Origin of the sequence: Rothia amarae (assembly GCF_042677725.1) — a bacterium.
Taxonomy (GTDB): domain Bacteria; phylum Actinomycetota; class Actinomycetes; order Actinomycetales; family Micrococcaceae; genus Rothia; species Rothia amarae.
The window spans coordinates 22,228-47,624 of record NZ_JBHUCN010000001.1 but is presented as its reverse complement, the minus strand read 5'-3'; the positions used below and the strand labels follow the sequence as shown (position 1 = coordinate 47,624).

Sequence of the window (25,397 nt, the reverse complement as noted above, 5' to 3'; positions counted from 1 at the left end):
TTTTGCCGCTGGTGGGGCCGTTGTCTAGTTGGTGGGGTGTGGGTGTGTTCCTACTTTTGAATAAGCCTCACTGAGGGGAAACGAAGTAAGAAAGCAATATAATTTGAGCTTTGTACTATCGATTATTAGTAGTTCACCACTGTTTCTCCTAGTCAGACACACTTTTTAGGCAATTTACCCCCTTAAGTGTCTACATTTTCTGAATTCTTTAGGGATTGATTTTCGATATTTCTTTAGGTTCAGCTAGCACGGTGCTAAACTATGAATCGTTCTATTGCCTACGGAAGGTTCTGCATTGGATTCTGCAGCGTTTATTCGATAACCGCTGAAGCACCCGTCTTCAGCTTAATCTCTAGCGAAAGACGCTTATCCATGCATATTTTTAATACCTCCGTGCCCTCTCTTTCTTTTACTGATTTATCCCTATTGTGGGCAGACGGTACCCCCTGTTTTAATCATCTTTCCGGTACTTTCCCACCGGGAATAACAGGGCTAATCGGCAATAACGGTTCGGGCAAGTCTTCTTTATTGAAAGTACTCGCAGGGCTCATCGAACCTAGCTCAGGAGAAATCAGCGTGCCTGATGCCGTCGCCTACTTGCCGCAAGATCTTGGTCTTTCGCAGCACTCTACGATTGCAGAGCTGTTCGGCATTGCAGAGGTTCTCTCTGCCCTCGATGCGATAGAAGCCGGCGAGTACGACCCTGAACTTTATGACATCATTGGCGAGCAATGGGACATCGCCGAAAAAACGCTGAGTACCCTGGCCTCGGCAGGGTTTGAACCAGCAAAGCAGGAACAATCCCAGACTTTACTAACTCGACCCCTGACCGAGTTTTCTGGTGGCGAGGCGGTAACTGCCGCCGTCGTCGCGCTGTTACAGTCCGCCCCTGATGTTGTGCTCCTCGATGAACCCACGAACAATCTGGATTCAACCGCCAAAGCACGGCTCATTCACTTGCTAGAAGAACTATCGTGCCCGGCAATTGTGGTGAGCCACGACCGTGATCTTCTGATGCATGTTGACCAGATTGCTGAACTCTATGAGGGGAACTTGCGCTTCTTCGCGGGAAATTTCGAGGTGTATCGGGCTGCTCTTGATACCGAGCAGGACGCCGCCGAACGCCATGTGCGCGAGGCAAAGGCAGACGAAAGACGCCAAAAACGGGAGCGCATCGAAGCAGAAACCAAAATAGCGCGTGCTGAACAAGCAGGTAAGAAAGCGGTAGCTAACAAGAAAAAAGCGCCCCTAGCTTTAGGGCTCGATAAGATGTCTGCCCAGCGTAGCTACGCGAAAACCCGGCAGGTGCATCAGAATCGCTTCGATTCTGCGGATGCGGCTAGGCGCGAAGCTGAGAGCAAGGTTCGCGAGTATGAAAGTATCTATTTGGACTTACCCGCTACTTCCTTGCCCGTGGGAAAGAAAGTTTTGGAATTACAAAAGTCTTCTGAGCTGAAGAAAAGCGACGATTTACCTGAGCAGATTATTGTGGCTGGCCCCGAACGCTGGCGTATTGCCGGGGAAAACGGTTCGGGAAAAAGCACGCTTATTCAGGAAATCCTTGGCGTGCGCGCGTCTTCTGCTCCGGTGCCGGTTTATCGGGCAGAGTACTGCATTGAGAACGTGGGGTATTTGCCTCAGCGAATTGAGCTAGAGACCGGTTTGAACATGCTGGAAATGGTCGGGCGCGCCAACCCTATGATGAACGAACAGCAGATTCGTGATGCTTTGGCTCGTCTGCTCTTTCGCCGCGACCGGGTGCTTTTACCGTCTGAAGCCCTGTCCGGCGGGGAGCGTTTCAGGGTGGCGCTTGCGCAGATTTTATTGGCGCAACCGGCGCCGCAGCTCCTCATTCTCGATGAGCCCACGAATAACTTGGATATGACATCGGTGGATTGGCTGGGGAGTGCCCTTAAAAATTATGAAGGTGCTCTGTTGCTCGTGAGCCATGACGAGTACTTCTGTGAGCAACTCGGGGTGCAAACGCTGGTGGACTTAACCCCTCGTGAGATACCAATAAATTCCGCCAACAGCAGCTAGAGCAACAACCCAGGAGGCAATCCGCTGCGCCGTTGTCTCTTGGGGCAAGGTAAGGACGTTGCCTCAGTCATCGGGGAATTCTTTCGACCTGTTAAGGTATTGGAGCAGAAATGCTATTGCGACCATGACGCCTATAACGACGAGCGCTACGACGATGCGGAAGAGAAACATACTTGAAGTATAGAGCTGCGTTTTGCGTGCCGAGAAGATGGCTGGTCCCGTCTGGGTCACTAAATCAGTGGAAGTGCACTTATTTGAGTGCACTTCCACTGATTTAGTGACCCACCGGCTGTGAGGCCCCCTTCTAGTCGTCCTTTCCTCTACGAAGGGCTGCACGGGCTCGCTCGCGGTTGACGGCGGCAATCGCCGAAAGCGGGATGCCAGCGGGGCAGGTCACTGCGCATTCGCCGTAGACCGAACAGGGTCCAAAGGATTCGTCGATTTCTTGGATAATCGAACGAGCTCGCTTAGAGCGTTCTGGTTTGCCCTGCGGCAAGGTGGAGAGGTGGTTGAGCACCGAACCTGCAAACAGATTCGCAGCACCATTAGGGCATGCCGCGATGCACGCTCCGCACCCAATACAGGCAGCAAAATCAAGGGCTTTTTCAGCCCGGCCGTGCCCAATCTGCATGGAGTCGGCGTCGGCAGCGGTGCCGGCATCCACCGCCACAAAACCGCCCGCCTGAATCACGCGGTCCATTGCCGATCGGTCCACCACTAAATCGCGGATAACTGGAAACGCTGACGAGCGCAGGGGCTCCAGCCGCAGTTTCTGCCCGTCTTTAAAGGAACGCAGGTGCTGGCGGCACGACGGCGTATTGGGCACCGGCCCATGAGGCTGATCGTTTACGGTAATTCCGCAAGTACCGCAGATACCCTCGCGGCAGTCAGAATCGTAAGCTATAGGATCTCGCCCCTCGGAAACCAGGTGGTCGTTGAGGTAGTCAATGAGCTCAAGAAGCGACATTTCTTCCTGTGCGCCCTCAATGGCGTGCTCTTCGAAGAACCCTGGAACATCAGGGTTTTCTTGGCGCCATACCTCAATGGTGAGTCTCATTTGTAATTCCTCGTCTGTAGTTCGATTGCCTCAAAGGTCAGGGGTTCAGCATGGCGAATGTGGGAATAGTCAGGGCCCATTTCCCAGGCGCTCACAAAACACCATTCCTCATCATTTCGTTGTGCTTCGCCGTCGTCCGTCTGGAATTCTTCGCGGAAATGTGCGCCAGCAGATTCTTTACGGTCAAGGGCATCCACGCACATGAGTTCGGCAAGTTCCAGATAATCTTCTACGCGCCCAGCCCGTTCGAGTTCCTGGTTGAACTGCTCGCCACTTCCCGGCACGAAAAGCTCGCGGTAGAACTCTTCGCGTAGCTCCCGAATCTGTTCGATGGCACGGCGTAGCTTGGAGTCATTTCGACTCACCCCGCACCCTTCGTACAGGATTTCACCTAGTCGGGCGTGAAAATGATCGGTGGGCACAGTACCTCGGATGTTCATGAGCCGGTTAACGCGCTCCTGCACGTCTGCAAGAGTCTGCACGACGACGTCGTCCGCCACGTCCACCGGCGCCTCGCCCAGGTGCTCGGCAAGGTAGTTAGGTACTGAATAGGGCAGGGTGAACCAGCCATCAACGCACGCTGAAAGCAACGAATTCGCGCCCAGGCGGTTAGCGCCGTGATACGCCCAGCCAGCTTCGCCACCCACAAACAAGCCAGGGATATTGCTCATCTGGTCATAGTCAGTCCACAAACCACCCATAGCAAAGTGGGCGCCGGGAGCAATACGCATAGGTACCTCGTGGGGATCCTCGCCTGTAGCGTCACGGTACATTTCAAACAGATTGCCGTAGCGTTCATCCAAAACCTTCACGCCTAAGCGCTCTTTCGCGTCCCGGAAATCCAGATACACCGAATTCTTCAGGGGACCAACGCCGTGACCCGCTTCAATCTGCTCACGAGCAGCACGAGAGGCAATATCACGGGGAGTCAGATTGGCAAACGCCGGATATTTCCGCTCCAGATAGTAGTCGCGTTCGTTCTCAGGAATATCGTTTGCCGCACGCGCATCCCCCGCTGTGAGCGGAACCCAAATACGCCCGTCGTTACGCAAAGATTCAGACATCAGCGTGGTCTTCGACTGGAATTTGGAGCTAATGGGCAATGCCGTGGGATGGAACTGAATATAAGCGGGCGATGCAAAATACGCCCCGCGCCGGTGCGCTCGCCAAGCAGCCGTACAGTTGGAGTTCTTTGCCAGGGTCGATTTGTGAAATACGTTGCCGTAACCGCCGGTTGCTAGTACGACGGCGTAAGCGGTTTCCGCGCTGATTTTTCCCGTGCGGAGGTTGCGTGTCACGATGCCGACCGCGCGTCCGTCCTTCACGATAAGGTCCAGCATCTCCTCGTGCGTGTGCAGGTTTACTGTGCCCGCCGCTACCTGGCGCTGTAAGGCGCGGTGGGCTGAAACCTGGAGTTGTTGCCCTGTTTGTCCGCGTGTGTAATAGGTGCGTGAGACCTGGACGCCGCCGAAGGATCGGGTGGTGAGCTCGCCGCCGTATTCGCGGGCGAAGGGAGCGCCTATCCCGTTCATATGGTCGATGACGCGCACGGATTCTTCAGCGAGACGGAAAGCGTCGGCTTCGCGACCGCGGAAGTCCCCACCTTTGACGGTGTCTTTGACGAACCGGTGAATCGAGTCGTTGTCTACCTTGCGAGCGCGTGCGGAGTTGATGCCGCCCTGCGCTGCCACCGAGTGAGCGCGGCGGGACGAATCGTGGAAGGTGTATGAGGAGACGTTGTAGCCGAGTTCGCCCAGGGCTGCGGCACATCCTGCGCCAGCTAGACCGGTGCCCACTACGATGACCTTGAATTTGCGGCGGTTCAGTGGTGAGACGAGTTTGTAGTCGTCGCGGCGTCTCTCCCAGGCGGTAGCGGGGTCACCTTCAGGTACGTGCCCGCTGATGTCTTCCCCGTATGAAATATTGATGTCTGCCATTGGTTTTCCTCTCTATTCGCGTTAGCTCACGAGTCCGGTGAGTACCGCGATGGGAATAGTGATGTTGCCGAGCATGACGACGAGCGCGAAAAGTCCGCTGAGGAGCATGACGGTGGAGCGGGCTTTTTGCCCGAGGGTGATGCCGAAGTCGTTGACCGTGGCGTAGAGACCGTGTGCCAGATGGAGAAAGAGAATGACCATGGCGAGCAGGTAGAAGATTGCTACTGCGGGGCGGGAAAAACTGGCGATGAGGTTCTGGTAAGCAAAGCTGCCCGCCTCTGACCCGTGTTGAAAATTTTCAGTGGCGACACCTATCCCGGCGGTGAGGTCAAGCAGGTGAAAGATGATGAAGAGCAGGAGTACGATGCCGGTAACTGGCATGGTTCGTGCAGTGAACGAGCTGAAGCCGTGCAGTCCTTTACGGGCAAATTTGCCGCGGCGAGCTTTTGCACGCGCGCTGATGACCCACGCACAGTAGACGTGCCCTGTTAAACAAGCCAGAAGGAAAAGCCGAAAAAGCCAGAGGAATCCCTCATAGGGCAATAGGGGTTCCAGGAGGGTGCGTAACCATAGCGCGTAATCATTGAAGTGCTCGGGACCTAGATAGACTTTGAGGTTTCCGAACATGTGCACCAGCACAAAAACGCCAAACACGATGCCGGTGAAAGCCATAATGTATTTGGCAAGAACGTTGCTGAGCCAGCGCGGACCGATCTGTTTTTGTGGGGTTCTTGTGCCAGCTCTCACTGAGGTGGTACTCATTTTCTGCCTGCTTCTTTCCGCTGGGGTGATACTTCTAGTCTTCTCCTAAAACTGGTTTATTTCAGCAGGAGGGTAGGGTTTCGAAGAATATGTTCAAGCATTACGTTTTGTCTGCTCTGACCTAAAGTATTTGAGAAGAAAACCCTGTTCTTATCAGGGATTATTGGGCAAAAAGCAAGCGCTTTAAAAACAAAAAACTAAAAAACTAAAAAACTAAAAAACTAAAAAATGATACATTGAAATTCAAAAGCTACTCGTTAAAGGAGATCTCGATAAACCCTCTAGCACTAGTTACCGGGGCCTCTGCAGGTATTGGTTTGAAGATTGCCCAGGAGTTGGCTGAGCGCGGTCACGACATCATCGCCGTAGGGTCTTCTGAACGTGTGAGTTCAGTCAGTGAAAAAATAACCGGTGTTCAGATTTACCCGGTACAAGCTGACCTCACCGCTGATGAGGGAATCGAGAAAATTTGGTCTACCTTCGAATCGCAGGGGCGCAACCTTGACGTGGCTGTGCTCAACGCCGGCAAGAGCCTAGGGGGGGGATCTTTCCACGATACTGATCTTGATGAAGAGCTGTACATGCTCAATCTCAATGTGATCTCGCAGGTTAAGCTAGCAAAGCGTGTGGTGCGTCAGCTTGCTCAGCAGCGGGATGGGCGCATCTTGATTACCACCTCGATGTCTGCGCTCACTCCCACCCCGTTTGAGTCAATCTATGGGTCCACCCGTGCGTTCATGTATAGCTTTGCTCAGGGGTTACGCGAAGAGATGAAGGACTATAACGTTTCAGTTACTGCGCTCCTCCCCGGTGCTACCGCAACTGATTTCCACCACACAGCCAAGATGGATAACACCAAATTTGGAGATAATTCCTGGAAGAATTAGCCAGCTCTGGTGGCTAAACTCGGTGTTGATGCGCTCTTTGCGGGTAAAGACCACGTTATTGGCGGTTCCGAAGCAACTCAGAAGGACGCCCAGCGCAAGAGGACTATGAGCGATATCGAGAAAGCTGAGGAGTTCGCGCGCACGAGCCGTCCTAGCAAATAGGGTCTAACCCGCTTTTGCGTACATGCCCAAGCGTGGTTCCCCTGCACTCGTTAAGAGGCGAGTTTTCGCAAGGTGCTTGAGGAGTTTGAGATCCCGAGTTCCGGTTGCCGGGTTTGAATCGACGACGGCGCAACGGCCAATGGGTTGCCCCACAGTAATTATTTGATTCTGGAGATTAGCCGGTAAAAACCCGCGTTCGTTGCGAAGAATGAACGATTCTCCTTCCCACTTTTCTTCTTCGAACGGACGTTCTGTTTTGATAAGAAAAGTAGATCGGAATCGAGCCGCCTCGTGAACCAACGACGGATAATTTAGTTGCGATGCAAGCTCTTCGATGGTTGCTGATCCTATAAGAGAAAAAGGTGCGCCGAATAGGATGGCACCCGGTTCTACGAGAGCTAAGCTCACCTCTTGACGTAGCAAATCAGAGAATAATTGATTGACTGGCGTATCCAGAATGCCAAGCGTTACAGACCTGCCCCAGAAATCGCCGATGGCGGTTTCTTGTGGAACAAGTTTAACCTCTCGCCCTTTTTTACCGGGAAAAACGATGCACGCAGATGCCTTTTCTATATCGAGAAAGACTTCAATCGCCATCAGCTCAGGGTGCTGAACAGTGCGGATGACTTTTCTGCTCGTGATGTCTACCAGGCACAACCGACGATCCTCCTGCAAGAAACTATTTAATAAGTGGCCGCTACGTCGGTGCATATGCTGGGTGCCCTTCATCGGAGAATAACCGAAGCTACTTACTGTGAGGGTTTTCATAGTTTCAGCTTACCTATACCCCGGAAAACCCGAGATTCTTTCTCTGACAACCGGTTTCTCCCTAAATGAGTATGTAATATACCAGATTATAAGTAAGCTGATATTACAACCCTACGAGTCGGAAAGGACATCATGTCTACACCTCAAAACCCCAATCACGGTGAAAAGCATAACGATACCAGACCCTTTAAGCGTGAGCCCAATCGTGTTCTCCCTGAAGAACCTCCTGCCCAAACTACCCCCTCCAAGAAACCCGCTTGGCCATGGGTTATAGGTTTACTCCTTTTGAGCCTCCTCATCTGGGGCGGGTGCGCACTTGTGGGTAACGTCAGTAACAATGAGAGCGTACGGGTCGAATTAAAAACCACCTCCAGCACGAGCGGAACCGTATACTACGGTCCCGATGATTCTATTGTTGCCGACGACTTTGCTGGAGAATGGGATAAGACGGTAGAAGACATCCGCCCCCAGGATAGCTACGGTTTACGCGCAAAGAGTGAAGATTCTTCAGCCACAGTTTCTTGTGAGATCTCCGTAGACGGCGTCGTCCAATCACAGGCGGAAGCTACGAATGGTGAAGAGGCTTCGTGCAAACTCCCCGATGAAATCAAGAAATAAAGGTTGCCCCACTTCGGTGGCTTCTCATAGAAAAACCCGCTCTGGCTTGTCTTCACAAATCAGACCGGGTTTTTCTATATTTAGTTGTGCGCCCTGTGGGGCTCGAACCCACGACCCACGGATTAAAAGTCCGATGCTCTACCAACTGAGCTAAAGGCGCTCCACTGTCTTTCTAAGAAAGTCAGCGAAAACAACTATACAGCACAGAGGCGGAAACCTAAAAATCCTGCGTGTGCAATGGGGCACATTAGTATAACCAGACCAGTTTTTCAGCAGTTCTTATCCCTTCTCAAACACTCTTCATGCTTCTAAAATAGTCGCTATGCCTCATTCGCCCCGCCCCAACACTCCCCGGTCGCACCGGCCCGTGAAATTCACCCCGGATAAGTTCACGCACTACATCGGTGGCGATGACCCCGCGGCTCTCCACGAGGCAGCTTATCGATCGGCGCACGCGATTTTACACAGAGGGCGCGCAGCCGACGACCCTCTCGTTACCGAACGGCTCGTAGAATTTACAGACGTTTTTGGCATCGACACCGTAGCCGAAATGTGGTCCCACTCCCCCGCGATTTCCTTACCTGGCGCTCTGTGGCGTATCTATGCCCTCCGAGATACCGTGCAGAAAAATGCTCAGCAAATCTCCGTGTATTACGAACGAGGCATGACCACTGACTGGGCGGCGCGCGTAGTGTCCGGCGTCGCTGACCCTCCCACCGAACTGGAAATTATTACTACCACCGACGAAATCCTCACCGGCGCATACACCGGCGAGTTCGATATATCCTTAGAACGGTTCGCTGCATTTTGCCGAGTAGTTGCGGCAGGGGAAGAATCGACGGCTTACCTCATCGAGCCCGGAACTTACTCTTCTGAACCTCAGCGTGAACTCAATAATGACGCCGATTCTCGCCGTTCGACGCCAAGCGCCGAGGTGCAGGCTGAGGCGTCCACCCGCGCGTCGTCACTCCGGGAGCATAGCCGCAAGCTCATAGGAACTGCTGTGGAGCTGGAAACTGCCGCCGCCAAATGGCGGGCAGGAACCCTCGATAGCTAACAGCAACGTAAGAACGTTCACAAACTGCGCCTTGAAATTGACACTCTGGCTGAAAACGAGAAGACTAGTTAGCAGGTGTCAGGCTGTTAATAGGTAGCCCCGGGCTCCAATATTTAGCCGCTTCGAGCGGCCTTCCGCCGAGAGGCGCTCCCAGTCTGGCACCGCTAACTTTATAAGAAGAGCATGAGGCTCCTCTCCCCTTTTCACAAGTGGAGGGGAGCCTCCTTTCTTTAACCAGCGTTTTACGCTCAACCGTCGCGTTTTACTCTTTGCACCCAAAAATTGAATCAAAAATTATGGGTGGAAATGAGAAAATTGCGAGTTTGTTAACCCTAAGCAGTTATCTTTGAGGGGAGCATATATAACCTGATGTTCATAAATCGACACTTCAAGGAGAACTCGTGTTCGAGCAGCTGTTCCCCCAGGAAAGCGCATCTTTAGAAGCCCTGGCGTCGCTCTCGAACCAGGTAGCTGATGCAGCCGCGCTTCTTTCGGAGATGGTGGGTTCCCATGGGAAAGAGAACTATCCTGAGGTGTTTGCCAACATGCTGGAGCATGAATCCGAAAGTCAGAATACTTTTTTTACCGCAATGACTCAGGTGCGTAGTTCTTTTGCACCGCCGCTGCCGCGTGAAGATCTATACACTTTGGCGAACCACTTGATGAGCGCCGTCGAACGTTTGACGAGCGCCGGACATGTGCTTACCCTTCTTAAAATTGACAGGTTTACCTCCAACGCCACCACCTTGTTGGATTTGATTCAGCGGGAGGCAGTGCTCACTTCTGCCATCATTCCTCGTTTGGGTGAGCTCAAAGGTACCGACGAGTACTGGATGGATATGATTCGACTCTCCCGCCAGGCAACCCGAACCGGTGAAGTCTATAAGGCAGAGATTTTGGATTTATACAAGACAGATCGCTATCTCAAAACAGTTCAGTTTGTTGAAGAACTCACCGGAGCATCCCAAGCTATGCGCTCCGTCTCAACCCATATTGGTCGAATTATTGTGCAGGAATCCTAACCCGTGACTCTCGCACTGGTACTTCTGTGTTTTCTGGGGCTAGCAGGATTTCTTCTAGTCTCGGGATTCCACGACGCTCCAAACGCTGTAGCGGTTGCGGTGCGCACCCGCGCGCTCACCCCTAAATACGCTTTGACGATTAGCGCCGTCCTGAATTTTCTAGGTTTCATAGTTGCCGCTGTCCTGTTGACGCAACTGGCAAATCGCTGGTTGCTATTGCCCTCTAACGACGTGGGGCTGGCGATGCTCCTCACTGCGCTGATTGCCCAGATTAGTTGGGGTCTCATTACTTTTTGGTTGCGTATGCCTTCTTCGTCCACCCACGCGCTGTTGGGGGGGTTATTGGGGTCGTTGTGGGCAGCTCGCTCGGTAGGCTACTCACTAGGATTACCCTTTTCAGAGTCAACCCTCTCCATTTTTGGAATATCTCTGGTTTTAGTACCGGTCCTGATTTTCGGCACTGCCTGGCTTTTGGTTTCACCGCTATCTATGCTGGTTGCGCGATCTTACCCCCGACGAGTAAACAAAGTTGCCCGAAACGCGTTATCCATTGCCAACTCAATTATTTCGCTGGTCCACGGTATACAAATTGGTCAACGTGCCGTCATGATTTTCCTGATGATTTGCGTTGCTGGTTCTCTACCTGCCCATGGCTGGCCACTTGCGTTAGCGGGCATCATCAGTGCGGCAATTTTAACAGCAGGAACCTTGATGGGCGGCTGGCGCATTGGTCATACCTTCGCCTACAAAATGGTGCGCTTAGATCCGTTCCGCGGTGCTGTAGCTCAAGGCACCACAGCAACTTTTATGTTGTTGTGTCAACTGATTCTCAACACCCCAGTTTCTTCATCGCATCTTGCCGCTAGTTCGGTTCTAGGTGCCGGTTTAAACCAACGATTCAGTTCTGTCCGCCCAGGAATTGCCATGAAGCTTTTGCTCACCTGGTTTGCAACTATTCCCGCTGCTTTCTGCATTTCAGCGATTTTTATGCTGGCTCTTTCTCCTCTACTAACCCAGTAGAGTAGTTCGGCAATGTTCGGAGGCGGTCTATACCGCGCCCTGTTCAAGGAAAGCCAGAACGGCGCGCACGCGGCGATTCCCCTCGTCCGGCTGAAGTTTCAGCTTGTCAAAAATATTACCGATGTGTTTTGAAACTGTAGGAGCCGATACCACCAGTTTATCCTCGATTTCTTTATTAGAGAGCCCCTGCGCCATCAGTTCCAAGATTTCTCGCTCCTGCGGGGACAAAGTAGCTAGCGATCCCTGTGGCGTCGTCACCGCAGTATTCATCAGATGCGTGACGACGTCGGGATCCAACACGGTACCGCCGGCGGCTACCGTGCTCACTGCACGGGCAAATTCTTCAATATTTCCCACTCTATCTTTGAGAAGATAACCTAGCCCGTTAGCTCCTGCGCTCAAGAGTTCCCGAGCATAGGCGGCTGCGATGTACTGGCTCAGTACCAGAATCGGCAAACCGGGGAACTGTTCGCGTAAAAGCGCGGCAGCTTCTAGCCCATCGTATTCAGACGCCATCGTTCAAAGTAACCAAATGCCATGCCCGCCAGCGGGAGCAGCAAAAGAAAAATAAGGGTGGCAGAGAGCGACCCAACGACGCTGGCGAGAGCTGCCAGAAGAAGTAAATTGAAAAGCGCAATAAAGGGCGCTTTTGAGAAAAGATAAGCGGGAGAAGCGAGAGAGCGCCAAAGATTTTTTCTTGGTGCTATGCCTAAAGCAGTTGATGTATTTTTCATATCTATTATTTTTCCCAACTGCCTCATTTTTTACAGTGGAGCAGAATGTACTTTATGAGGGTATATCTACCTATACCCTGCATAGAGGAAACTATAGAGCCCAAGAGCCTGATCCGACCGCCTCGAACATCCACTCTAGTCATACCCCAGATTTTATGGGCGATATAGTGTACAACTGACCCTAACAATAAAAAACAAAATCAAATATACTGGATTTACCACAAATCTATCTTCATACCATTTTATTTTTTACATAAAATGCGTTGCTGGATTTTCTAAAAACCACGTTTTGCTCATCTTTTAATGAGGTATATTTTGGCACTTGATTCTCAGTTTGCAGGTAAATGGACCATCGATCCTGACCACTCTCGCATCGGTTTTTCGGCGCGCCATGCAATGGTAACTAAAGTCCGAGGGGCTTTTAACGATGTTCAAGGGACCGCTTTCATTGACCCAGAAAACTGGAAAAAGTCTTACGCGAACGTGTCCATCCGCGTAGACAGCATCGATACCCGTAATGCGCAACGCGATGAGCATCTCCGCAATAATGACTTCTTTGATGTCGCCCACTACCCCACTATTGAATTTGTCTCAACCTCTATTGATGAGGTGGACGAGAACCAGTTCATCGCCATGGGTGAGCTATCCATGCACGGTGTCACTAAACCTGTTTCTATTCCTCTAGATTTGACCGGAATCAACCAAGATTCTTTCGGCAACATTCGCGCTGGGCTCGAAGGTGGACGTCGCATCGATCGCAAAGACTGGGGAATTACGTGGAACGCTGCCCTCGATGCTGGCGGAGTCATGGTTTCAGAAAAGATTAGTCTAGAGTTTGAGCTTTCCCTGGTGAAAGAAACCGAGGATTCTTCTGCCGACACTGCAGCCTAGGTTGCATGCGACCATCTAACTTTTCAAACACACAGCGGAGCCCTTCCTCCTGGAAGGGCTCCGCTGTGCTGTACTAGGTTGAGAAAATCAAAACCTGATAAATAACCTATTCAACCGCAAAGACTGGGCTTAACCGAAGCGACCGGAAACGTAGTCTTCGGTTGCCTTCTGCTTGGGGTTGTTGAAGATTTCCTGGGTAGGAGCGTATTCAACCAGCTTGCCGGGTTTGCCAGTACCTGCAATGTTGAAGAACGCGGTCTTATCCGAAACACGAGCAGCCTGCTGCATATTGTGAGTCACAATAACCACCGTGTACTCTTCTTTCAGCTCGTTGATGAGGTCTTCAACAGCCAGGGTTGAGATAGGGTCAAGAGCCGAGCAGGGCTCATCCATCAAAATCACGTTGGGTCGAACAGCAATTGAACGGGCAATGCACAAACGCTGCTGCTGACCGCCGGAGAGACCAGAACCCGGCTTATCAAGACGGTCTTTCACTTCGTTCCACAAGTTAGCACCGCGCAAAGAGCTCTCTACCAGATCATCAGCATCGGAGCGGGCAATCTTGCAGTTGTTCAACCGAACACCAGCCAACACGTTTTCACGAATAGACATAGTAGGGAATGGGTTAGGGCGCTGGAAAACCATGCCCACCTGTGAACGCACCAAAACGGGGTCTACACCTTTAGCGTAGAGGTCATCGCCATCGAGCATGACCTTGCCTTCAACGCGTGCACCGGCAATAACCTCGTGCATACGGTTGAGGGTGCGGAGGAAAGTTGACTTACCGCAACCAGAGGGACCAATGAACGCGGTGACGGAGCGGGGCTCAATAGTCATGTTGACATCTTCAACCGCCAGGAAGTCGCCGTAATATACGTTGAGATCCTCAACATCAATGCGCTTAGACAATGTTTTATCCTTTACTCAAGAATTTGTGGAATAGCTGAGCTATCGAAATCTATTGGGGTTTTACCGGTGATTCTAGCGGCCGGTTTTAGGTGCGAATGCCTTAGCGATGGCTCGTGCAGTCAGGTTCAGAAGCATCACAATCAAAATTAGAATCAACGCAGCTGCCCATGCTCGGGTTTCAGAAACCTGAGGCGAGGTGGGGCTGGTCGGAGTCATGATCTGATAGTAGATGTAGGTGGGCAGGGTTGCCATCCATCCGCTGAAAGCGTTGAAGTTGATGGAGTTGACGAATCCAGCAGTCACCAGAATGGGAGCAGTTTCACCAATCACACGTGCGATTGCCAGAGTAACGCCAGATGCGATACCTGAGATTGCGGTGGGGATAACTACCTTCATAATGGTGCGCCATTTACGTACGCCCAGCGCGTAGGATGCTTCGCGCAATTCGTTCGGCACAATACGTAGCATTTCTTCAGCGTTGCGTACCACGGTAGGAACCATCAGAACCGATAGCGCTACTGCAGCTACAAAACCGGTACGAGTTGAAGGGCTGCCGGTTGCGAAGGCAAAGAACGACGCCGCGAACAAACCAGCCACGATTGAAGGGATACCCGTCATCACGTCAACGAAGAAGGTGATAGCCCGACTGAGCGGTCCACCGGTTGCATATTCCACCAAGTAGATAGCGGTGAGCAATCCGATGGGAACCGAAATGATGGTGGCTAGCGCAGTGATTTCCAAGGTGCCGATAATCGCGTGGTAGATACCACCGAGTATGGGCTGATCGCCGGCAGCGGTCTTGTTATCGACGACGCCGGTAACACCGTTCATGGAGGTAGTCAGCAGATTGCCAGAAAGACCGGGGATTCCCTTGGAGAGAACAGTCCAGAGAACTGAAACCAAAGGAATCAGAGCGATGAGGAAGGTACCGTACACCAGGAAGCGGGCGAAAGCATCGCTGCCCTTTCGGCGTCCTTCAATTATGCCAATGAGAATTGGCCCGGCGATCACAAAGATGAGTCCGGCGAAAAGCGCCCAGGTTGCCACCGAGAATCCGATGAGTGCGGAAAGAGCCGCGCCCAAGATAATAGCTGCCAACCCCACCACGGGGGTCAACCATTTGGGAGCCTGTCCGCTGGTAAAGCGGGAAGAAGTTACTGCTGCTGAGCTCATGTTTAGTTAGCTCCTGAGAATTCTTTGTAGCGGCTGGTGATCATACGAGCAATCACGTTGACGATCAAGGTGATGACAAACAGCACCAGACCGGCGGCGATAAGCTCGGACATGCGCAATCCGTATGCTTCAGGGAAGTTCAAGGCGATTTCCGAAGCGAAAGTCTGGTTGCCGGATTGGATAAGGGAAGCGTTGAGCGGGCCGGATGCAAGCACCAGGGTAACTGCCATCGTCTCGCCCAAAGCACGACCAAGAGCCAACATGACGGATGAAACGATACCGGTACGGGCGAAGGGGAAAACAGTCATCTTCACCATTTCCCAGCGAGTAGCGCCCAGACCCAACGCCGCTTCTTCCTGAAGTTTGGGAGTCTGAATAAAAATTTCACGGCACATTGAAGTGATGATGGGCAGAATCATGATGCCCAGAACGATGCCGGCGGTCAAGATAGTTTTACCGGTTTGCGAAGCAGGGCCGGCAAAAATGGGTAGCCAGCCGAAGTAAGCAGCGAGCCAGTCGTAGAAAGGCACAATCTTGGGTGCCAGCACTGCCGCGCCCCATGCACCGAAGATAACCGAAGGAATCGCTGCCAAAAGGTCAATAATGTAACCGATGGTCTTAGCGAATCGGCGGGGTGCATAGTGGGAAATGTAGAGCGCCACGCCAATGCCCACCGGAGTAGCAATCAACAAAGCAATGGCCGATGCAATGAGAGTACCAATGGTCAGAGGCCAAATATATTTCAGGAAGCTACCTGCAGTAAGTTCTTCGGCATTTGCAGAAAATACCGGTAGCGCCTGCGCTACAAGGAAGATTGCAACTGCAGCGAGAACAACGAGGATGAGAATGCCTGCGCTCAGGGAGATACCCGAGAAAATTTTATCTGCTGCCGGGTTGCCTACGTCGGGAAGTTCTTTAGAGCTATTACGACGGGTGCTCGGCCCGTTCGGTGAATCAGAAGTAATTGACATATCTGGTTGATGCCTTTTGTCCTTAGAACGAATGTCTCAATCCTGACTTCAGCTAGTGAGCCCATGAGTTTATTCGTTGATGTGGTTTCTCTCTGTATGCTTCGCGGCGTAATCCGCGGTGTCCCCTCAACGCCGTGTACGGTGCAGCCTGGTTCTAAGAACTCGGCCACACCGTACTGTTTGGAGATTACTAGCCAGCAACCTTTACTGCGTCAATTGCCTTCTTCGCATCTTCACGCAAGGTGTCAGTTAGAGGAGCTGAGTGAGCTGAATCAGCTGCAGTCTTCTGACCATCTTCGGAGATGACGTAGTTTTCGTATGCCTTGACGAGGTCAACAGTTTCCTGGTTGTCGTACTGTGAGCAAACGATGTGGTAGGAAACGAGCACTACAGGGTAAGCGCCAGCTTCTTCAGGGGTGCGGTTGATGTCCAGGGACATATCGTTAGCGTGCATGCCGCCAACCTTTTCTGAAACCTCAACAGTCTTTGCTGCAGCTTCAGGTGAAAGCTCCACGTATTCCTCACCTGACTTCACCTTGACCTTACCCAAGTCGCCCACTGCTGAAGCATCAGCGTAGGTGATTGCACCCTCGGTAGATGTGGTGGTAGAAACGACGCCGGAGGTACCCTTGTTGGATTCACCTGCGTAATCTGAAGGCCAGTTGCCGTCTGCTTCCTTATCCCAAGCACCGTTGGATGCCTTAGCCAAGTACTCGGTGAAGTTCTCGGTGGTACCAGAATCGTCAGAGCGGTGGACTACGGTGATGTTGGTATCAGGAAGGTCAACGCCGTCGTTCTGCTTCTTGATAGCATCGTCGTTCCACTTCTTAATGTCACCCTTGAAAATCTTTGCGATGGTCTCGCCATCCAGGTTCAAGGAATCAACACCGGGAAGGTTGTAAGCGATAGCGATAGGCGAAATGTAAACAGGAATATCGATTGCGCCTTCAGGGCCGCACTTCTCTTTGGACTGCTCGTATTCATCAGAGGAAAGGTGAGCATCCGAACCAGCGAACTGAGCACCGCCAGCAAGAAGAGCCTTACGACCTGCACCCGATCCATCGGGTGAGTAGTTTACGGTTGCCTTGGAGTTGGAGGAGGTGAAGCCAGCTTCCCACGCATCAATTGCAGCCTTCTGAGAAGAAGCACCGATGCCCTTCAAAGAACCGGAGATGTTTGAGTCAGATGCTTTATCACCGGTAGAAGTGCCGGTTGCGTTATCTGAACCGCATGCTGAAAGAGCGAGCATGCCAATGAGTGCAAGAGAACCAGCGCCTGCGAATGCCTTAGTCTTCAAGAAAATTTCCTTTACAACGAGCCGAGTGAGGAAGCACGCCGTCGGCTCCCCTCATGTGTGAAATGCCCGAATAATGAATTCTTTCGGACCCTACAACGTTTGACTCTATGAGTGAAAGGTAGCCTGTTTTAGAGGGAGAGGTAAATAGAAAGTTAACTCTGAGAGACGTTTAACAACGTTCAATAGTCCTTATTCAGGAACCTCTGCCTAGACTTAAAGCTATGAGCCTCGATGAAACCAAATCTGACTTTGGACAACAAATCGCCACTCGTTTTCATGAAGGCATGACGCGCGTTCGGCAGGGGTTTTTTCAGTCCTTGCAAATTGTTGTTTCAGGAATTGGTGCATATGCTTTCGCCCATTCCGTGCTGGGACATCATGAACCAATCTTCGCGGCAACAGCAGCAATCGTTTCTCTGGGCTACGTGCGAGGCGCCACTCATTCTCGACGAATGCTTGAAGTAACAATCGGAGTGACACTCGGAATTTTTATCGGCGATTTGCTGATGCTGTTACTCGGTCGAGGGATCTGGCAAGCGGCTGTGGTTCTATTTCTTTCCATTCAAATAGCCCGCTTTTTAGATAACGGCATCATCTTTACGATTCAGATGGGGCTTCAATCCTGTCTTGTGGTGCTAATGGTTCCCACATCAGATGGTGTCTTTGCCCGAAGTGTCGATGCTATTGTGGGTGGTCTCTTCGCTTTCTTGCTAATGTTTTTCTTCCCCAAAGATCCCAGGGCAGAACCACGCACGAACCTACAAAAGCTCTCCGAATCATTTGCAGATGTATTACGAAACTCTGCAGAATCTATTGATCGCTACGACTGGGATAAAGCTCAGTCGGCGCTAGAGCAAGCGCGTAGCTTGGAACCACTTTATGAAGCGGCCAAGGGCGATGTCATTACCGCTAAAGGTATGGCTAAGCTTTCGATGCTAGGTAGAAGATACCGCGAAGAGCTAGATGAATACTCAAACATTCTCACTGGATTAGATTTGGCAATTCGCAACACACGCGTGTTGAACAGGCGGATGGCATCGACGATTAATCATGTACGGATATCTCAAGATGCTATTGAATCTATTTCCGATGTCTTACGACAGATTTCAGTAGCTGTCGCAGATTTAGGGGAAGTTTTCTACCTCTCAGATCAGAAAGATAGAGCAGCACTTCGCCTTCGGGTGAGACGAACATTAAGTGGCGTTAGTAGCACCCTAGAGCCTAGTCTCATGGGTGTGAAAACGTTAGAAGCTGAATCGCTGGTGCTGATGCTACGACCACTAGTTACTGATCTTTTGGAAGCCACGGGCTTGAACCACAAGGATGCCTCTAAGTTGCTGATTCCGCTGGGCGAATCCATGACCGAACATGCTCCTCGCACCAACAAGATAAAGCGCGTTGAGCAAACATCACGCGTTGTAAATACTTTTAACGAAGAAGACAACACTGAAAATCTCAAGCCAGATGACACACGAGCGCTCAACATCGTTCTTAGAAAACAGCAAGAGAAACCTCTTGATGATGAATAAGAGACTTCTTTTCTGCCTTCCGAAAAAGAGCCTTATCTAGATATTTTTCTCACCTACGATAAACCTATGAGTCCTCGCAAAACTTCTAAAACCGCCAACACCTACCGGTGCACCGAATGTGGCTGGACCACCGCCAAATGGGTAGGTAGGTGTGGTCAATGCCAGCAGTGGGGAACCGTTGAAGAAAAAGGCGGCTCAATAGTCGCTAAAACAACTGCGGCGTCATCTGTGCAATCCCCTGCTCAACCCATTGCTCAGGTGGATTCCACCATCGCCCAATACATGGGCACGGGAAACTCAGAATTTGACCGTGTGCTCGGTGGAGGCTTAGTCCCCGGTGCGGTTATCTTGATGGCAGGTGAGCCCGGCGTTGGTAAATCAACTCTGTTGCTCGACGTCGCAGCTACTTTTGCGCGCAATCCGGGGCAACAAAAATCCCGAGACGTCCTGTACATCACCGGTGAAGAATCTGCAGCGCAAGTGAAATTGCGTGCCGATCGCATTGGAGCAGTAGCAGAGACTCTTTACTTAACCTCAGAAACTGATTTGGCTACGGCGCTGGCGCATATTGAGCAGGTCAATCCCGCGCTCCTCATCGTGGACTCTGTCCAGACCCTTGCGTCCGGTGAAGTTGAAGGTTCAGCTGGCGGTGTAACTCAGGTGCGGGAAGTCGCAGCTTCTATTATCTTCGTGGCAAAAGCACGCAACATGTGCACTCTTTTGGTCGGACACGTCACCAAAGAAGGAACCATTGCTGGCCCCCGTCTCTTGGAGCATCTGGTGGACGTCGTCTGCCAGTTTGAGGGCGATAAGCACTCCGCAATTCGTATGTTGCGAGCTATCAAGAACCGTTTTGGCCCTACCGATGAAGTCGGCTGCTTCGATATGCACGAAGACGGCATCGCGCCCGTCACCGACCCGTCCGGGCTGTTCGTCTCCCGCACTCCGCACCCGGTAGCTGGGACGTGCGTGACGGTCACGATGGAAGGACGGCGCCCTCTCCTTGCCGAGATTCAAGCTCTTCTTGACCAATCGGCAACTCCGCAACCTCGCCGAGCCACCTCTGGTCTTGATAACGCACGCATCTCCATGCTCCTAGCGGTTCTGCAAAAACGCGCGGGGTTCAATGTGGGCAAACTCGATTGCTACATTTCTACCGTGGGTGGCGCCAAAATTTCCGAGCCAGCAGCCGACCTTGCCGCTGTCATGGCGCTTGCCTCGGCGGCACAGGACAAGCCGCTCCCCCGCAAGCTTGCAGTCTTTGGTGAGGTTGGACTAGCAGGAGAGGTACGTGCGGTTCCAGGCATCCGCCAACGCATTGCAGAGGTCGGCAGGTTGGGATTCACTCACGTTATCGTTCCAGCGTCTCCTAACGGTGTGGGAGAAGTCCCCGCTAATGTATCGGTCAGAGAAGTAGCGTCTCTCCCCGAAGCTCTAGCGCTTCTCTTTCCGCAAGGTAAAAACTAACCGCCAGCTCAGCATCACAAGAATTTTTGTCTGAACATTGCATTCCCTGCCTTAAACTAAGAAGGTGCTGACTGTTTATAGTGATTCTCTGATGAAAACTATTGCCCGAATCGCTCCGGGTACTGAACTGCGTGAAGGTCTAGAAAGGATCCTGCGTGGTCATACCGGTGCGCTCATTGTTCTGGGCAATGACAAAACAGTTCAGTCCATTTCTTCTGGTGGTTTTGCCATTAATACCGAGTTCTCAGCAACCCGTGTGAGGGAACTCGCCAAAATGGACGGCGCGATTATCTGTGATAAAGAAGCCACCATGTTATTGAACGCTGGTGTGCAGCTTCTGCCCGATCCCAGTATCGAAACCCATGAGTCGGGCACCCGACATCGAACTGCAGAGCGAGTGGCACGACAAACCGGGTTCCCCGTTATTTCCGTTAGTTCCTCGATGTCCCTGATTTCTGTCTACGTCAATGGTCTCCGATACACGGTTGAAGACACCCAATCGTTAATGAGCCGCGCTAACCAGGCTATTCAGACTCTTGAGTCTTATACCAATCGGTTAGAACAGGTTTTGCAGTCGCTCTCATCTTTAGAAATCGAAGCTAACGTAACGATGAAAGATGTCGCCACCACCCTGCAACGCATGGAGATGGTACGCCGAATCTCAATCGAAGTGGGGTTCTACATTCTGGAACTGGGTACCAGCGGACGCCTCATTGCTCTTCAGCATGAAGAACTTACCCGCCCTGAAATGCCCGACACAGAAATCATCTTGCGCGATTACCTCACCTGCGAAGAACTCGACGAAGGCGCCGTACAGAGCGCAGTAGAGAAACTTCAAAAACTTGACGATAAAGACATCGTAGATCTTTCCATCATCGCTCAAACCGTTGGACTTGCTGGGACCGACCTTGATTCGGCCCTCTCTCCCCGCGGCTTCCGTCTCCTTGCTGACGTAAAAACAATGCCGGGTGCCGTCGTCGAGCGCCTGGTAGAGCAGTTCGACGGACTGCAAGGTCTGATGGCCGCTAATTTGGATGAACTCAAGGCTGTAGACGGCATCGGTGAACATCGTGCCCGAACCATCCGGGAATCTCTCTCACGGATGGCGGAGTCTTCTCTATTCGAACGCTTTATGTAATTCTGAAGAGGTTATAGAAAAGGGGGAGGTGCTCAGATGAGCACCTCCCCCTTTTCATTCTTTCCTCCCAAGAAGAAAGGTAGTCAGCTCTAACCGGTGACTACGATGCGAGTAGGCTCCGATGCAACACCGTTGACGGTGGCAGTTGCCCAGTAATATCCCGGCTTAATAGTCTGATTAGTACCGCAACCCAAAGCGTTGAGTTTACGATCCCAAGTGATTACCTTGGTCTCGGTCGCTCCAGCAGCGAGCTCTGCTTCAGGAGTGGATTCTTTCTGGCACTGGGCTAGGTTGAAGACCTGGGCGGGACCGGAGGTGATGTTGATGTCTACCTGGGGCGCTTCACCGCCTACCAAGCAGGGATCGCCAGCAGTGTTGGTGTAAGTAACTGCCAGTGCAGGGTTCTGACCTGCCGCGTAAGTTTTCTGGTCAGCACTCAGAGTTACATTCAAGTTCTGCGCGGTGCAAGCAGTAGCTACTGCGGGGGTAGTTTCCTCGGGGGCAGGGGTAGCAGTTTCGGAAGGCTCAGCAGAAGGGGTCGCTGATTCACTCGCTGCCGCGATGTCTGTTGCCGAGGCTGAAGGATCAGAAGACTCACTTGCAGATGCGGAAGAGTTTTCTGAAGCAGATGCTGAAGCGCTAGCAGAAGAAGAAGCCGATTCTGAGGGGCGTTCACTAAAGTCGCTAAAGGGCTCAGCCGAGCTTGACGCGGTAGCTACGGTTGCCGCGTCGTTTTCGTTATTATTTCCACTCATGGCTCTCACCATGGCGACGATGCCCCAAATAAGGAGGAGCAAAACGAGCAAAAGCGCAGCAAGTGCGAGGAGGCGACGACGGCGATACACATCAGGGGAAGGTTCGGTAGCGACGCTAGAGACTTCTTCATAATCGTTTTCAGACATGTGTATAGAGTACCTGTTTTTTCAGGCGTTCGAGACAACTATTCGCTATCTTTACTTGAAATCATCTAAGGTATTGAAGTGGCTTCTTCTTCGACAAAATCCCAACTCAACCAGCAAAAAGTTATATACCTTCATCAGAATATAATTGAGTGGTTTGAACGCTTTGCCCGTGACCTTCCATGGCGCGCAGAAGACCGCACAGCATGGGCTGTGATGGTCAGCGAATTCATGTTGCAACAGACTCCAGTAGTCCGTGTTTTGCCCATCTGGAAGACATGGATGGAACGCTGGCCCACCCCTGCCGATTTAGCTGCAGCCGACTCGTCGGAAGTCGTCCGAGCATGGGGGCGACTGGGATACCCCAGACGCGCTCTGCGGCTTCACGCCGCCGCCCAGGCCATTGTTGAGAAACACGACGGACAGGTGCCTGCTTCCTACGAAGATTTACTGGCTTTACCCGGAGTAGGCTCCTACACCGCTGCCGCCATTACCGTTTTCGCTTTCGGGGGTCGAGCCACAGTAATTGATACTAATATTCGCCGCGTCCATGCACGCGCAGTATTGGGTAAAGCGCTCCCCTCAAAATCGCTCACTGCCGCTGAAACACGTTTAGCTGAAGCACTCATGCCAGATGGTCTAGAGGAATCAGTGCTCTGGAACGCCGCCACCATGGAGCTAGGAGCCCTTATCTGCACCGCGAAGTCTCCTCAATGCGAAGCCTGCCCTGTTCAGGCAGAATGCGCCTGGATACTGGCCGGCAAGCCTGAACCCGACTATGTACCTCGCGGACAAGCATGGGCGGGCACCGATCGCCAACTCCGCGGAGCCATGATGGCGGTACTGCGCGAAGCCACAGGTCCTCTACCTCGGGACTTCTTACTCTCCCCCGCTACCGCAGATTTGAAATACCCTGACGAAAATGTTCCAGCACTAGAAAACCTCAAAAAGCTAAATTCTCCAACTGACCAGGTTATCCGCTGCTACAACGGACTAATTTCAGATGGGCTAGCTCAAGAACGCGATGGCAAGGTTTCGCTCTAGAGCTCTAAAATCATGCGGGTATTGCCCAACGTATTAGGGCAATAAGTCACTCCCTCTGTGGCAAGTAGCACGCCTGACTCTGCAAGAGGGTAACGAGCTGATTGGCCAGTCGAAGGAACATCGTAAACAAGGGCGGGGGTAAACCTTAGTTGGCTTATTCCTTCCTGTCATAGATAAGACCCTCATAAAAAACTCGAACTGGGAAAAAGCATTCTCGACGAGGGGCTTTGACACACCCCGCCCATCTGCCACAGTAAAGAAGTATCTCCTCTGCTCAGTATCTTTCAGAATATTCAAAACACGGTCAAGCGCCATTCCTGTAAAATGCTCTCTCAACTTTATGCCTATAAGTAAAGCCGCTGCCTTTTCAGCATCATATTCTGCCTGTTCCAACAAATTTTGGTATTGTTCCCAAAGCTCATTGCCCTTTACCTCAATAACAACGCCCGCATTAAGAAGATAGAAAAAGTCTTGAGCATCTTTATAATTGCCTTCCTGCTGGCGCATATCCCAAGCAATAATTTTCAAACCCAACATGCAATCTATCGTAGGTATGCGAACTGAAATTTGAGGGTCAGCAGAAAGCTCTACTATTTCTGAGAATCGATATGCTTCTTCATGCCCTGTAACGTCCCATTCTGCTTCCCTGTGTCTGAAGAGAGTTCCAACAGAAGATGTGCCGAAGGGCAAGATATCCACATCAGTACCATTGAGAACACGGCAAGTAATTCGGTTTCCTTCTTTTGGTCCAGATTTTCTACCTACCGCTTCTAAATGTTCGAGAAAAGTTTCTTCAGCTACCACAAGTGCGCTGAAGTCTACATCCTGGGTACTCCTTGGCGCTTCAAAACCGGCTTTCACACAAATATAAATATCCCTGACGTAAGAACCAATCATCATATATTGATGGGTTCCAAAAACTGCATCTAGTTCCCGAACCAGGAGAGAAAGGTAGGCAAATACATCTTGTATAGGTGACTCTTTAAAACTCTTCAAATTCCACTCTTAGTTTTTCTGCAATTTCGATTTGTCGACTATCCTGAGTGGCTAAAACATCTGCATATATCAAAAGTTTCGGCGTTTTATTGTCGCCCAGTGGATTGTTCCAGAATTGTTCTCGCAACAGAGTGTTTCCATGTGCGTCTGGAATTAGACGGAATTTCATTATGACTTCGCGCCAGGGGTAGTGCCCATACAGCAATGTATTTTCAGGTGCGATTCCGAGTCCGTGTAAAGCCAGAGCATTTTCACCACTCATCGAATAGCGGCTCAAATTTTCGTCTTCGATTACTTCGCGCCACTCTTTTGGAGTAGGCCCTTGGACTCGACGCGTCTTAAGTTTGGGAATGAGCTCAGTTATATAATGTTCAATCCAGCGCTGCTGCAACTGACGCATGTTTCTAAATCGCCGGTGTCGTCCTTCGACACTTAGGTAACCTTCTTGCACCAAATCTTTGAGTGTATTCGAGACAGCTCCAATGGAGACACCTGCAGCGTCCGCTATTTCTCTCACCGTTGAGTTGAGAAGTTCCTCCCAGACAAGCAAGACAAAGATAATCTTCAAACCTGTAGCTTTAAAGGCTCGAGACTTACCAATTGTGCCATAGGAAGGAACGGACTTGGGGCGGCCTTCCACCCAAATTCTCGTTCCTGGTACATCAATCCAAGCATTGCCCGAAGCATCGATAAAATTTAGCTTTTGATCCCGTAACCATTCATGCATCGAACGAGAGACATAAGGTAAACACAGAAGGTAATCACTTTCTTCAATGGAATTATCTTTATGAGAGAGCCCTCCAACCTCTAATAAAAACAGGAACGCGTTTACGCTGTTTTTTGTGCTGTCTCGATACTCCCTAAGCAAAGGAAGAAGTGTTCCATCACCTTGTTCAGATTCTAAGGTGCTCAATCCCAAATCTTTAAGACGCTCCTCGATCTGCTCTGCCCATCCAGGTTCGTTCACATTTTTCATATGTTCATAATATGTGAACAAATTATTTTTGTGAACAAAAAAG

At 51.3% G+C, this 25,397-nt stretch carries 25 protein-coding genes and 1 tRNA gene; 12 read left to right on the top strand and 14 right to left on the bottom strand.

Annotated elements, in window-relative coordinates:
* Window positions 1-372: 372 nt before the first annotated feature.
* Window positions 373-2,040, top strand: coding sequence for an ABC-F family ATP-binding cassette domain-containing protein (locus ACFR81_RS00230; protein ID WP_343876514.1), 1,668 nt, complete (start codon window positions 373-375; stop codon window positions 2,038-2,040).
* Between the two features lie 304 nt (window positions 2,041-2,344).
* On the opposite strand, the gene ACFR81_RS00225 is transcribed toward ACFR81_RS00230, so the two are convergent.
* From ACFR81_RS00225 to ACFR81_RS00215, 3 genes are read right to left on the bottom strand one after another with little or no spacing between them, the layout of a single operon-like run.
* On the bottom strand, window positions 2,345-3,097 hold the full coding sequence (locus tag ACFR81_RS00225) for a succinate dehydrogenase/fumarate reductase iron-sulfur subunit (protein ID WP_343876513.1): 753 nt from the start codon (window positions 3,095-3,097) through the stop codon (window positions 2,345-2,347).
* Window positions 3,094-5,034, bottom strand: a complete 1,941-nt coding sequence (locus tag ACFR81_RS00220) for a fumarate reductase/succinate dehydrogenase flavoprotein subunit (protein ID WP_343876512.1) — start codon at window positions 5,032-5,034, stop codon at window positions 3,094-3,096. The genes ACFR81_RS00225 and ACFR81_RS00220 overlap by 4 nt, the downstream gene beginning before the upstream one ends.
* Before the next feature lie 21 nt (window positions 5,035-5,055).
* Window positions 5,056-5,796, bottom strand: a complete 741-nt coding sequence (locus ACFR81_RS00215; protein ID WP_343876511.1) for a succinate dehydrogenase cytochrome b subunit — start codon at window positions 5,794-5,796, stop codon at window positions 5,056-5,058.
* Window positions 5,797-6,032: 236 nt separating this feature from the next.
* Here ACFR81_RS00215 and ACFR81_RS00210 point away from each other — a divergent pair, with 236 nt between their 5' ends.
* Both ACFR81_RS00210 and ACFR81_RS00205 read left to right on the top strand, forming a co-directional pair.
* Window positions 6,033-6,683, top strand: coding sequence for an SDR family NAD(P)-dependent oxidoreductase (locus ACFR81_RS00210; protein WP_343876510.1), 651 nt, complete (start codon window positions 6,033-6,035; stop codon window positions 6,681-6,683).
* A 9-nt stretch (window positions 6,684-6,692) separates the two neighbouring features.
* A complete protein-coding gene (locus ACFR81_RS00205; protein WP_343876509.1) occupies window positions 6,693-6,845 on the top strand; it encodes a hypothetical protein in 153 nt (50 codons plus the stop codon).
* Between the two features lie 3 nt (window positions 6,846-6,848).
* On the opposite strand, the gene ACFR81_RS00200 is transcribed toward ACFR81_RS00205, so the two are convergent.
* Window positions 6,849-7,613 carry an MOSC domain-containing protein gene (locus ACFR81_RS00200; protein ID WP_083147318.1) on the bottom strand — a complete coding sequence of 255 codons (765 nt, stop codon included), beginning with the start codon at window positions 7,611-7,613 and terminating at the stop codon, window positions 6,849-6,851.
* 132 nt (window positions 7,614-7,745) lie between these two features.
* Here ACFR81_RS00200 and ACFR81_RS00195 point away from each other — a divergent pair, with 132 nt between their 5' ends.
* Entirely contained in the window at window positions 7,746-8,231 is a 486-nt protein-coding gene (locus tag ACFR81_RS00195; protein WP_343876508.1) for a hypothetical protein, read from the top strand.
* A gap of 87 nt (window positions 8,232-8,318) precedes the next feature.
* Here ACFR81_RS00195 and ACFR81_RS00190 read toward each other — a convergent pair.
* A tRNA-Lys gene (locus ACFR81_RS00190) sits at window positions 8,319-8,391 on the bottom strand.
* 162 nt (window positions 8,392-8,553) lie between these two features.
* On the opposite strand from ACFR81_RS00190, the gene ACFR81_RS00185 reads away from it, so the two are divergent.
* From ACFR81_RS00185 to ACFR81_RS00175, 3 genes are all read left to right on the top strand, one after another.
* Entirely contained in the window at window positions 8,554-9,288 is a 735-nt protein-coding gene (locus ACFR81_RS00185) for a hypothetical protein (protein ID WP_343876507.1), read from the top strand.
* A gap of 401 nt (window positions 9,289-9,689) precedes the next feature.
* Window positions 9,690-10,310, top strand: a complete 621-nt coding sequence (locus tag ACFR81_RS00180; protein WP_343876506.1) for a phosphate transport regulator — start codon at window positions 9,690-9,692, stop codon at window positions 10,308-10,310.
* Window positions 10,311-10,313: 3 nt separating this feature from the next.
* Window positions 10,314-11,330 carry an inorganic phosphate transporter gene (locus ACFR81_RS00175; RefSeq protein ID WP_083147319.1) on the top strand — a complete coding sequence of 339 codons (1,017 nt, stop codon included), beginning with the start codon at window positions 10,314-10,316 and terminating at the stop codon, window positions 11,328-11,330.
* 27 nt (window positions 11,331-11,357) lie between these two features.
* Here the strand turns inward: ACFR81_RS00175 and ACFR81_RS00170 are convergent, their stop codons facing one another.
* Both ACFR81_RS00170 and ACFR81_RS00165 read right to left on the bottom strand, forming a co-directional pair.
* Window positions 11,358-11,846 (bottom strand): response regulator transcription factor, encoded by a 489-nt coding sequence (locus tag ACFR81_RS00170; RefSeq protein WP_343876505.1) that lies wholly within the window; start codon window positions 11,844-11,846, stop codon window positions 11,358-11,360.
* Complete coding sequence (locus ACFR81_RS00165; RefSeq protein ID WP_343876504.1) at window positions 11,822-12,082, bottom strand: hypothetical protein; 261 nt, start codon at window positions 12,080-12,082, stop codon at window positions 11,822-11,824. The genes ACFR81_RS00170 and ACFR81_RS00165 overlap by 25 nt, the downstream gene beginning before the upstream one ends.
* Before the next feature lie 297 nt (window positions 12,083-12,379).
* Here ACFR81_RS00165 and ACFR81_RS00160 point away from each other — a divergent pair, with 297 nt between their 5' ends.
* Window positions 12,380-12,955: a YceI family protein gene (locus ACFR81_RS00160; protein ID WP_233126047.1), complete on the top strand. Its 576-nt coding sequence runs from the start codon at window positions 12,380-12,382 to the stop codon at window positions 12,953-12,955.
* 129 nt (window positions 12,956-13,084) lie between these two features.
* Here the strand turns inward: ACFR81_RS00160 and pstB are convergent, their stop codons facing one another.
* The 4 genes from pstB to pstS all read right to left on the bottom strand — a co-directional run bounded on the left by pstB (window position 13,085) and on the right by pstS (window position 17,305).
* Window positions 13,085-13,864, bottom strand: coding sequence for a phosphate ABC transporter ATP-binding protein PstB (gene pstB / locus ACFR81_RS00155; protein ID WP_343876503.1), 780 nt, complete (start codon window positions 13,862-13,864; stop codon window positions 13,085-13,087).
* Between the two features lie 72 nt (window positions 13,865-13,936).
* On the bottom strand, window positions 13,937-15,037 hold the full coding sequence (pstA, locus tag ACFR81_RS00150) for a phosphate ABC transporter permease PstA (protein ID WP_343876502.1): 1,101 nt from the start codon (window positions 15,035-15,037) through the stop codon (window positions 13,937-13,939).
* Between the two features lie 2 nt (window positions 15,038-15,039).
* Window positions 15,040-16,008 (bottom strand): phosphate ABC transporter permease subunit PstC, encoded by a 969-nt coding sequence (gene pstC / locus ACFR81_RS00145; RefSeq protein ID WP_145173996.1) that lies wholly within the window; start codon window positions 16,006-16,008, stop codon window positions 15,040-15,042.
* Between the two features lie 190 nt (window positions 16,009-16,198).
* Window positions 16,199-17,305, bottom strand: a complete 1,107-nt coding sequence (pstS, locus tag ACFR81_RS00140) for a phosphate ABC transporter substrate-binding protein PstS (RefSeq protein ID WP_369796775.1) — start codon at window positions 17,303-17,305, stop codon at window positions 16,199-16,201.
* A 221-nt stretch (window positions 17,306-17,526) separates the two neighbouring features.
* Between pstS and ACFR81_RS00135 the strand changes: the two genes are divergently transcribed.
* The 3 genes from ACFR81_RS00135 to disA all read left to right on the top strand — a co-directional run bounded on the left by ACFR81_RS00135 (window position 17,527) and on the right by disA (window position 21,439).
* Entirely contained in the window at window positions 17,527-18,834 is a 1,308-nt protein-coding gene (locus ACFR81_RS00135; RefSeq protein ID WP_343876501.1) for an FUSC family protein, read from the top strand.
* A 66-nt stretch (window positions 18,835-18,900) separates the two neighbouring features.
* Window positions 18,901-20,301 (top strand): DNA repair protein RadA, encoded by a 1,401-nt coding sequence (gene radA, locus ACFR81_RS00130; RefSeq protein WP_343876500.1) that lies wholly within the window; start codon window positions 18,901-18,903, stop codon window positions 20,299-20,301.
* Window positions 20,302-20,392: 91 nt separating this feature from the next.
* The gene (gene disA, locus ACFR81_RS00125; RefSeq protein WP_343876499.1) at window positions 20,393-21,439 is read left to right on the top strand and encodes a DNA integrity scanning diadenylate cyclase DisA; all 1,047 of its coding nucleotides are present in this window, start codon (window positions 20,393-20,395) and stop codon (window positions 21,437-21,439) included.
* A gap of 89 nt (window positions 21,440-21,528) precedes the next feature.
* Here disA and ACFR81_RS00120 read toward each other — a convergent pair whose 3' ends face one another.
* A complete protein-coding gene (locus ACFR81_RS00120) occupies window positions 21,529-22,341 on the bottom strand; it encodes a hypothetical protein (RefSeq protein WP_343876498.1) in 813 nt (270 codons plus the stop codon).
* A 78-nt stretch (window positions 22,342-22,419) separates the two neighbouring features.
* On the opposite strand from ACFR81_RS00120, the gene ACFR81_RS00115 reads away from it, so the two are divergent.
* The gene (locus tag ACFR81_RS00115) at window positions 22,420-23,382 is read left to right on the top strand and encodes an HhH-GPD family protein (protein WP_145174011.1); all 963 of its coding nucleotides are present in this window, start codon (window positions 22,420-22,422) and stop codon (window positions 23,380-23,382) included.
* A gap of 33 nt (window positions 23,383-23,415) precedes the next feature.
* Here the strand turns inward: ACFR81_RS00115 and ACFR81_RS00110 are convergent, their stop codons facing one another.
* Both ACFR81_RS00110 and ACFR81_RS00105 read right to left on the bottom strand, forming a co-directional pair.
* Window positions 23,416-24,378 (bottom strand): hypothetical protein, encoded by a 963-nt coding sequence (locus tag ACFR81_RS00110; RefSeq protein WP_068172227.1) that lies wholly within the window; start codon window positions 24,376-24,378, stop codon window positions 23,416-23,418.
* Entirely contained in the window at window positions 24,365-25,354 is a 990-nt protein-coding gene (locus ACFR81_RS00105) for a type IV toxin-antitoxin system AbiEi family antitoxin (RefSeq protein WP_068172230.1), read from the bottom strand. The genes ACFR81_RS00110 and ACFR81_RS00105 overlap by 14 nt, the downstream gene beginning before the upstream one ends.
* Window positions 25,355-25,397: the final 43 nt, after the last annotated feature.

Excerpts from the sequence above, each read along its gene's own strand:
- ACFR81_RS00230 (WP_343876514.1), top strand. The coding sequence starts at position 373 with ATGCATATTTTTAATACCTCCGTGCCCTCTCTTTCTTTTACTGATTTA.
- ACFR81_RS00225 (WP_343876513.1), bottom strand. The coding sequence starts at position 3,097 with ATGAGACTCACCATTGAGGTATGGCGCCAAGAAAACCCTGATGTTCCA.
- ACFR81_RS00220 (WP_343876512.1), bottom strand. The coding sequence starts at position 5,034 with ATGGCAGACATCAATATTTCATACGGGGAAGACATCAGCGGGCACGTA.
- ACFR81_RS00215 (WP_343876511.1), bottom strand. The coding sequence starts at position 5,796 with ATGAGTACCACCTCAGTGAGAGCTGGCACAAGAACCCCACAAAAACAG.
- ACFR81_RS00200 (WP_083147318.1), bottom strand. The coding sequence starts at position 7,613 with ATGAAAACCCTCACAGTAAGTAGCTTCGGTTATTCTCCGATGAAGGGC.
- ACFR81_RS00195 (WP_343876508.1), top strand. The coding sequence starts at position 7,746 with ATGTCTACACCTCAAAACCCCAATCACGGTGAAAAGCATAACGATACC.
- ACFR81_RS00185 (WP_343876507.1), top strand. The coding sequence starts at position 8,554 with ATGCCTCATTCGCCCCGCCCCAACACTCCCCGGTCGCACCGGCCCGTG.
- ACFR81_RS00170 (WP_343876505.1), bottom strand. The coding sequence starts at position 11,846 with ATGGCGTCTGAATACGATGGGCTAGAAGCTGCCGCGCTTTTACGCGAA.
- pstA (WP_343876502.1), bottom strand. The coding sequence starts at position 15,037 with ATGAGCTCAGCAGCAGTAACTTCTTCCCGCTTTACCAGCGGACAGGCT.
- pstC (WP_145173996.1), bottom strand. The coding sequence starts at position 16,008 with ATGTCAATTACTTCTGATTCACCGAACGGGCCGAGCACCCGTCGTAAT.
- ACFR81_RS00135 (WP_343876501.1), top strand. The coding sequence starts at position 17,527 with ATGAGCCTCGATGAAACCAAATCTGACTTTGGACAACAAATCGCCACT.
- radA (WP_343876500.1), top strand. The coding sequence starts at position 18,901 with ATGAGTCCTCGCAAAACTTCTAAAACCGCCAACACCTACCGGTGCACC.
- disA (WP_343876499.1), top strand. The coding sequence starts at position 20,393 with ATGAAAACTATTGCCCGAATCGCTCCGGGTACTGAACTGCGTGAAGGT.
- ACFR81_RS00120 (WP_343876498.1), bottom strand. The coding sequence starts at position 22,341 with ATGTCTGAAAACGATTATGAAGAAGTCTCTAGCGTCGCTACCGAACCT.
- ACFR81_RS00105 (WP_068172230.1), bottom strand. The coding sequence starts at position 25,354 with ATGAAAAATGTGAACGAACCTGGATGGGCAGAGCAGATCGAGGAGCGT.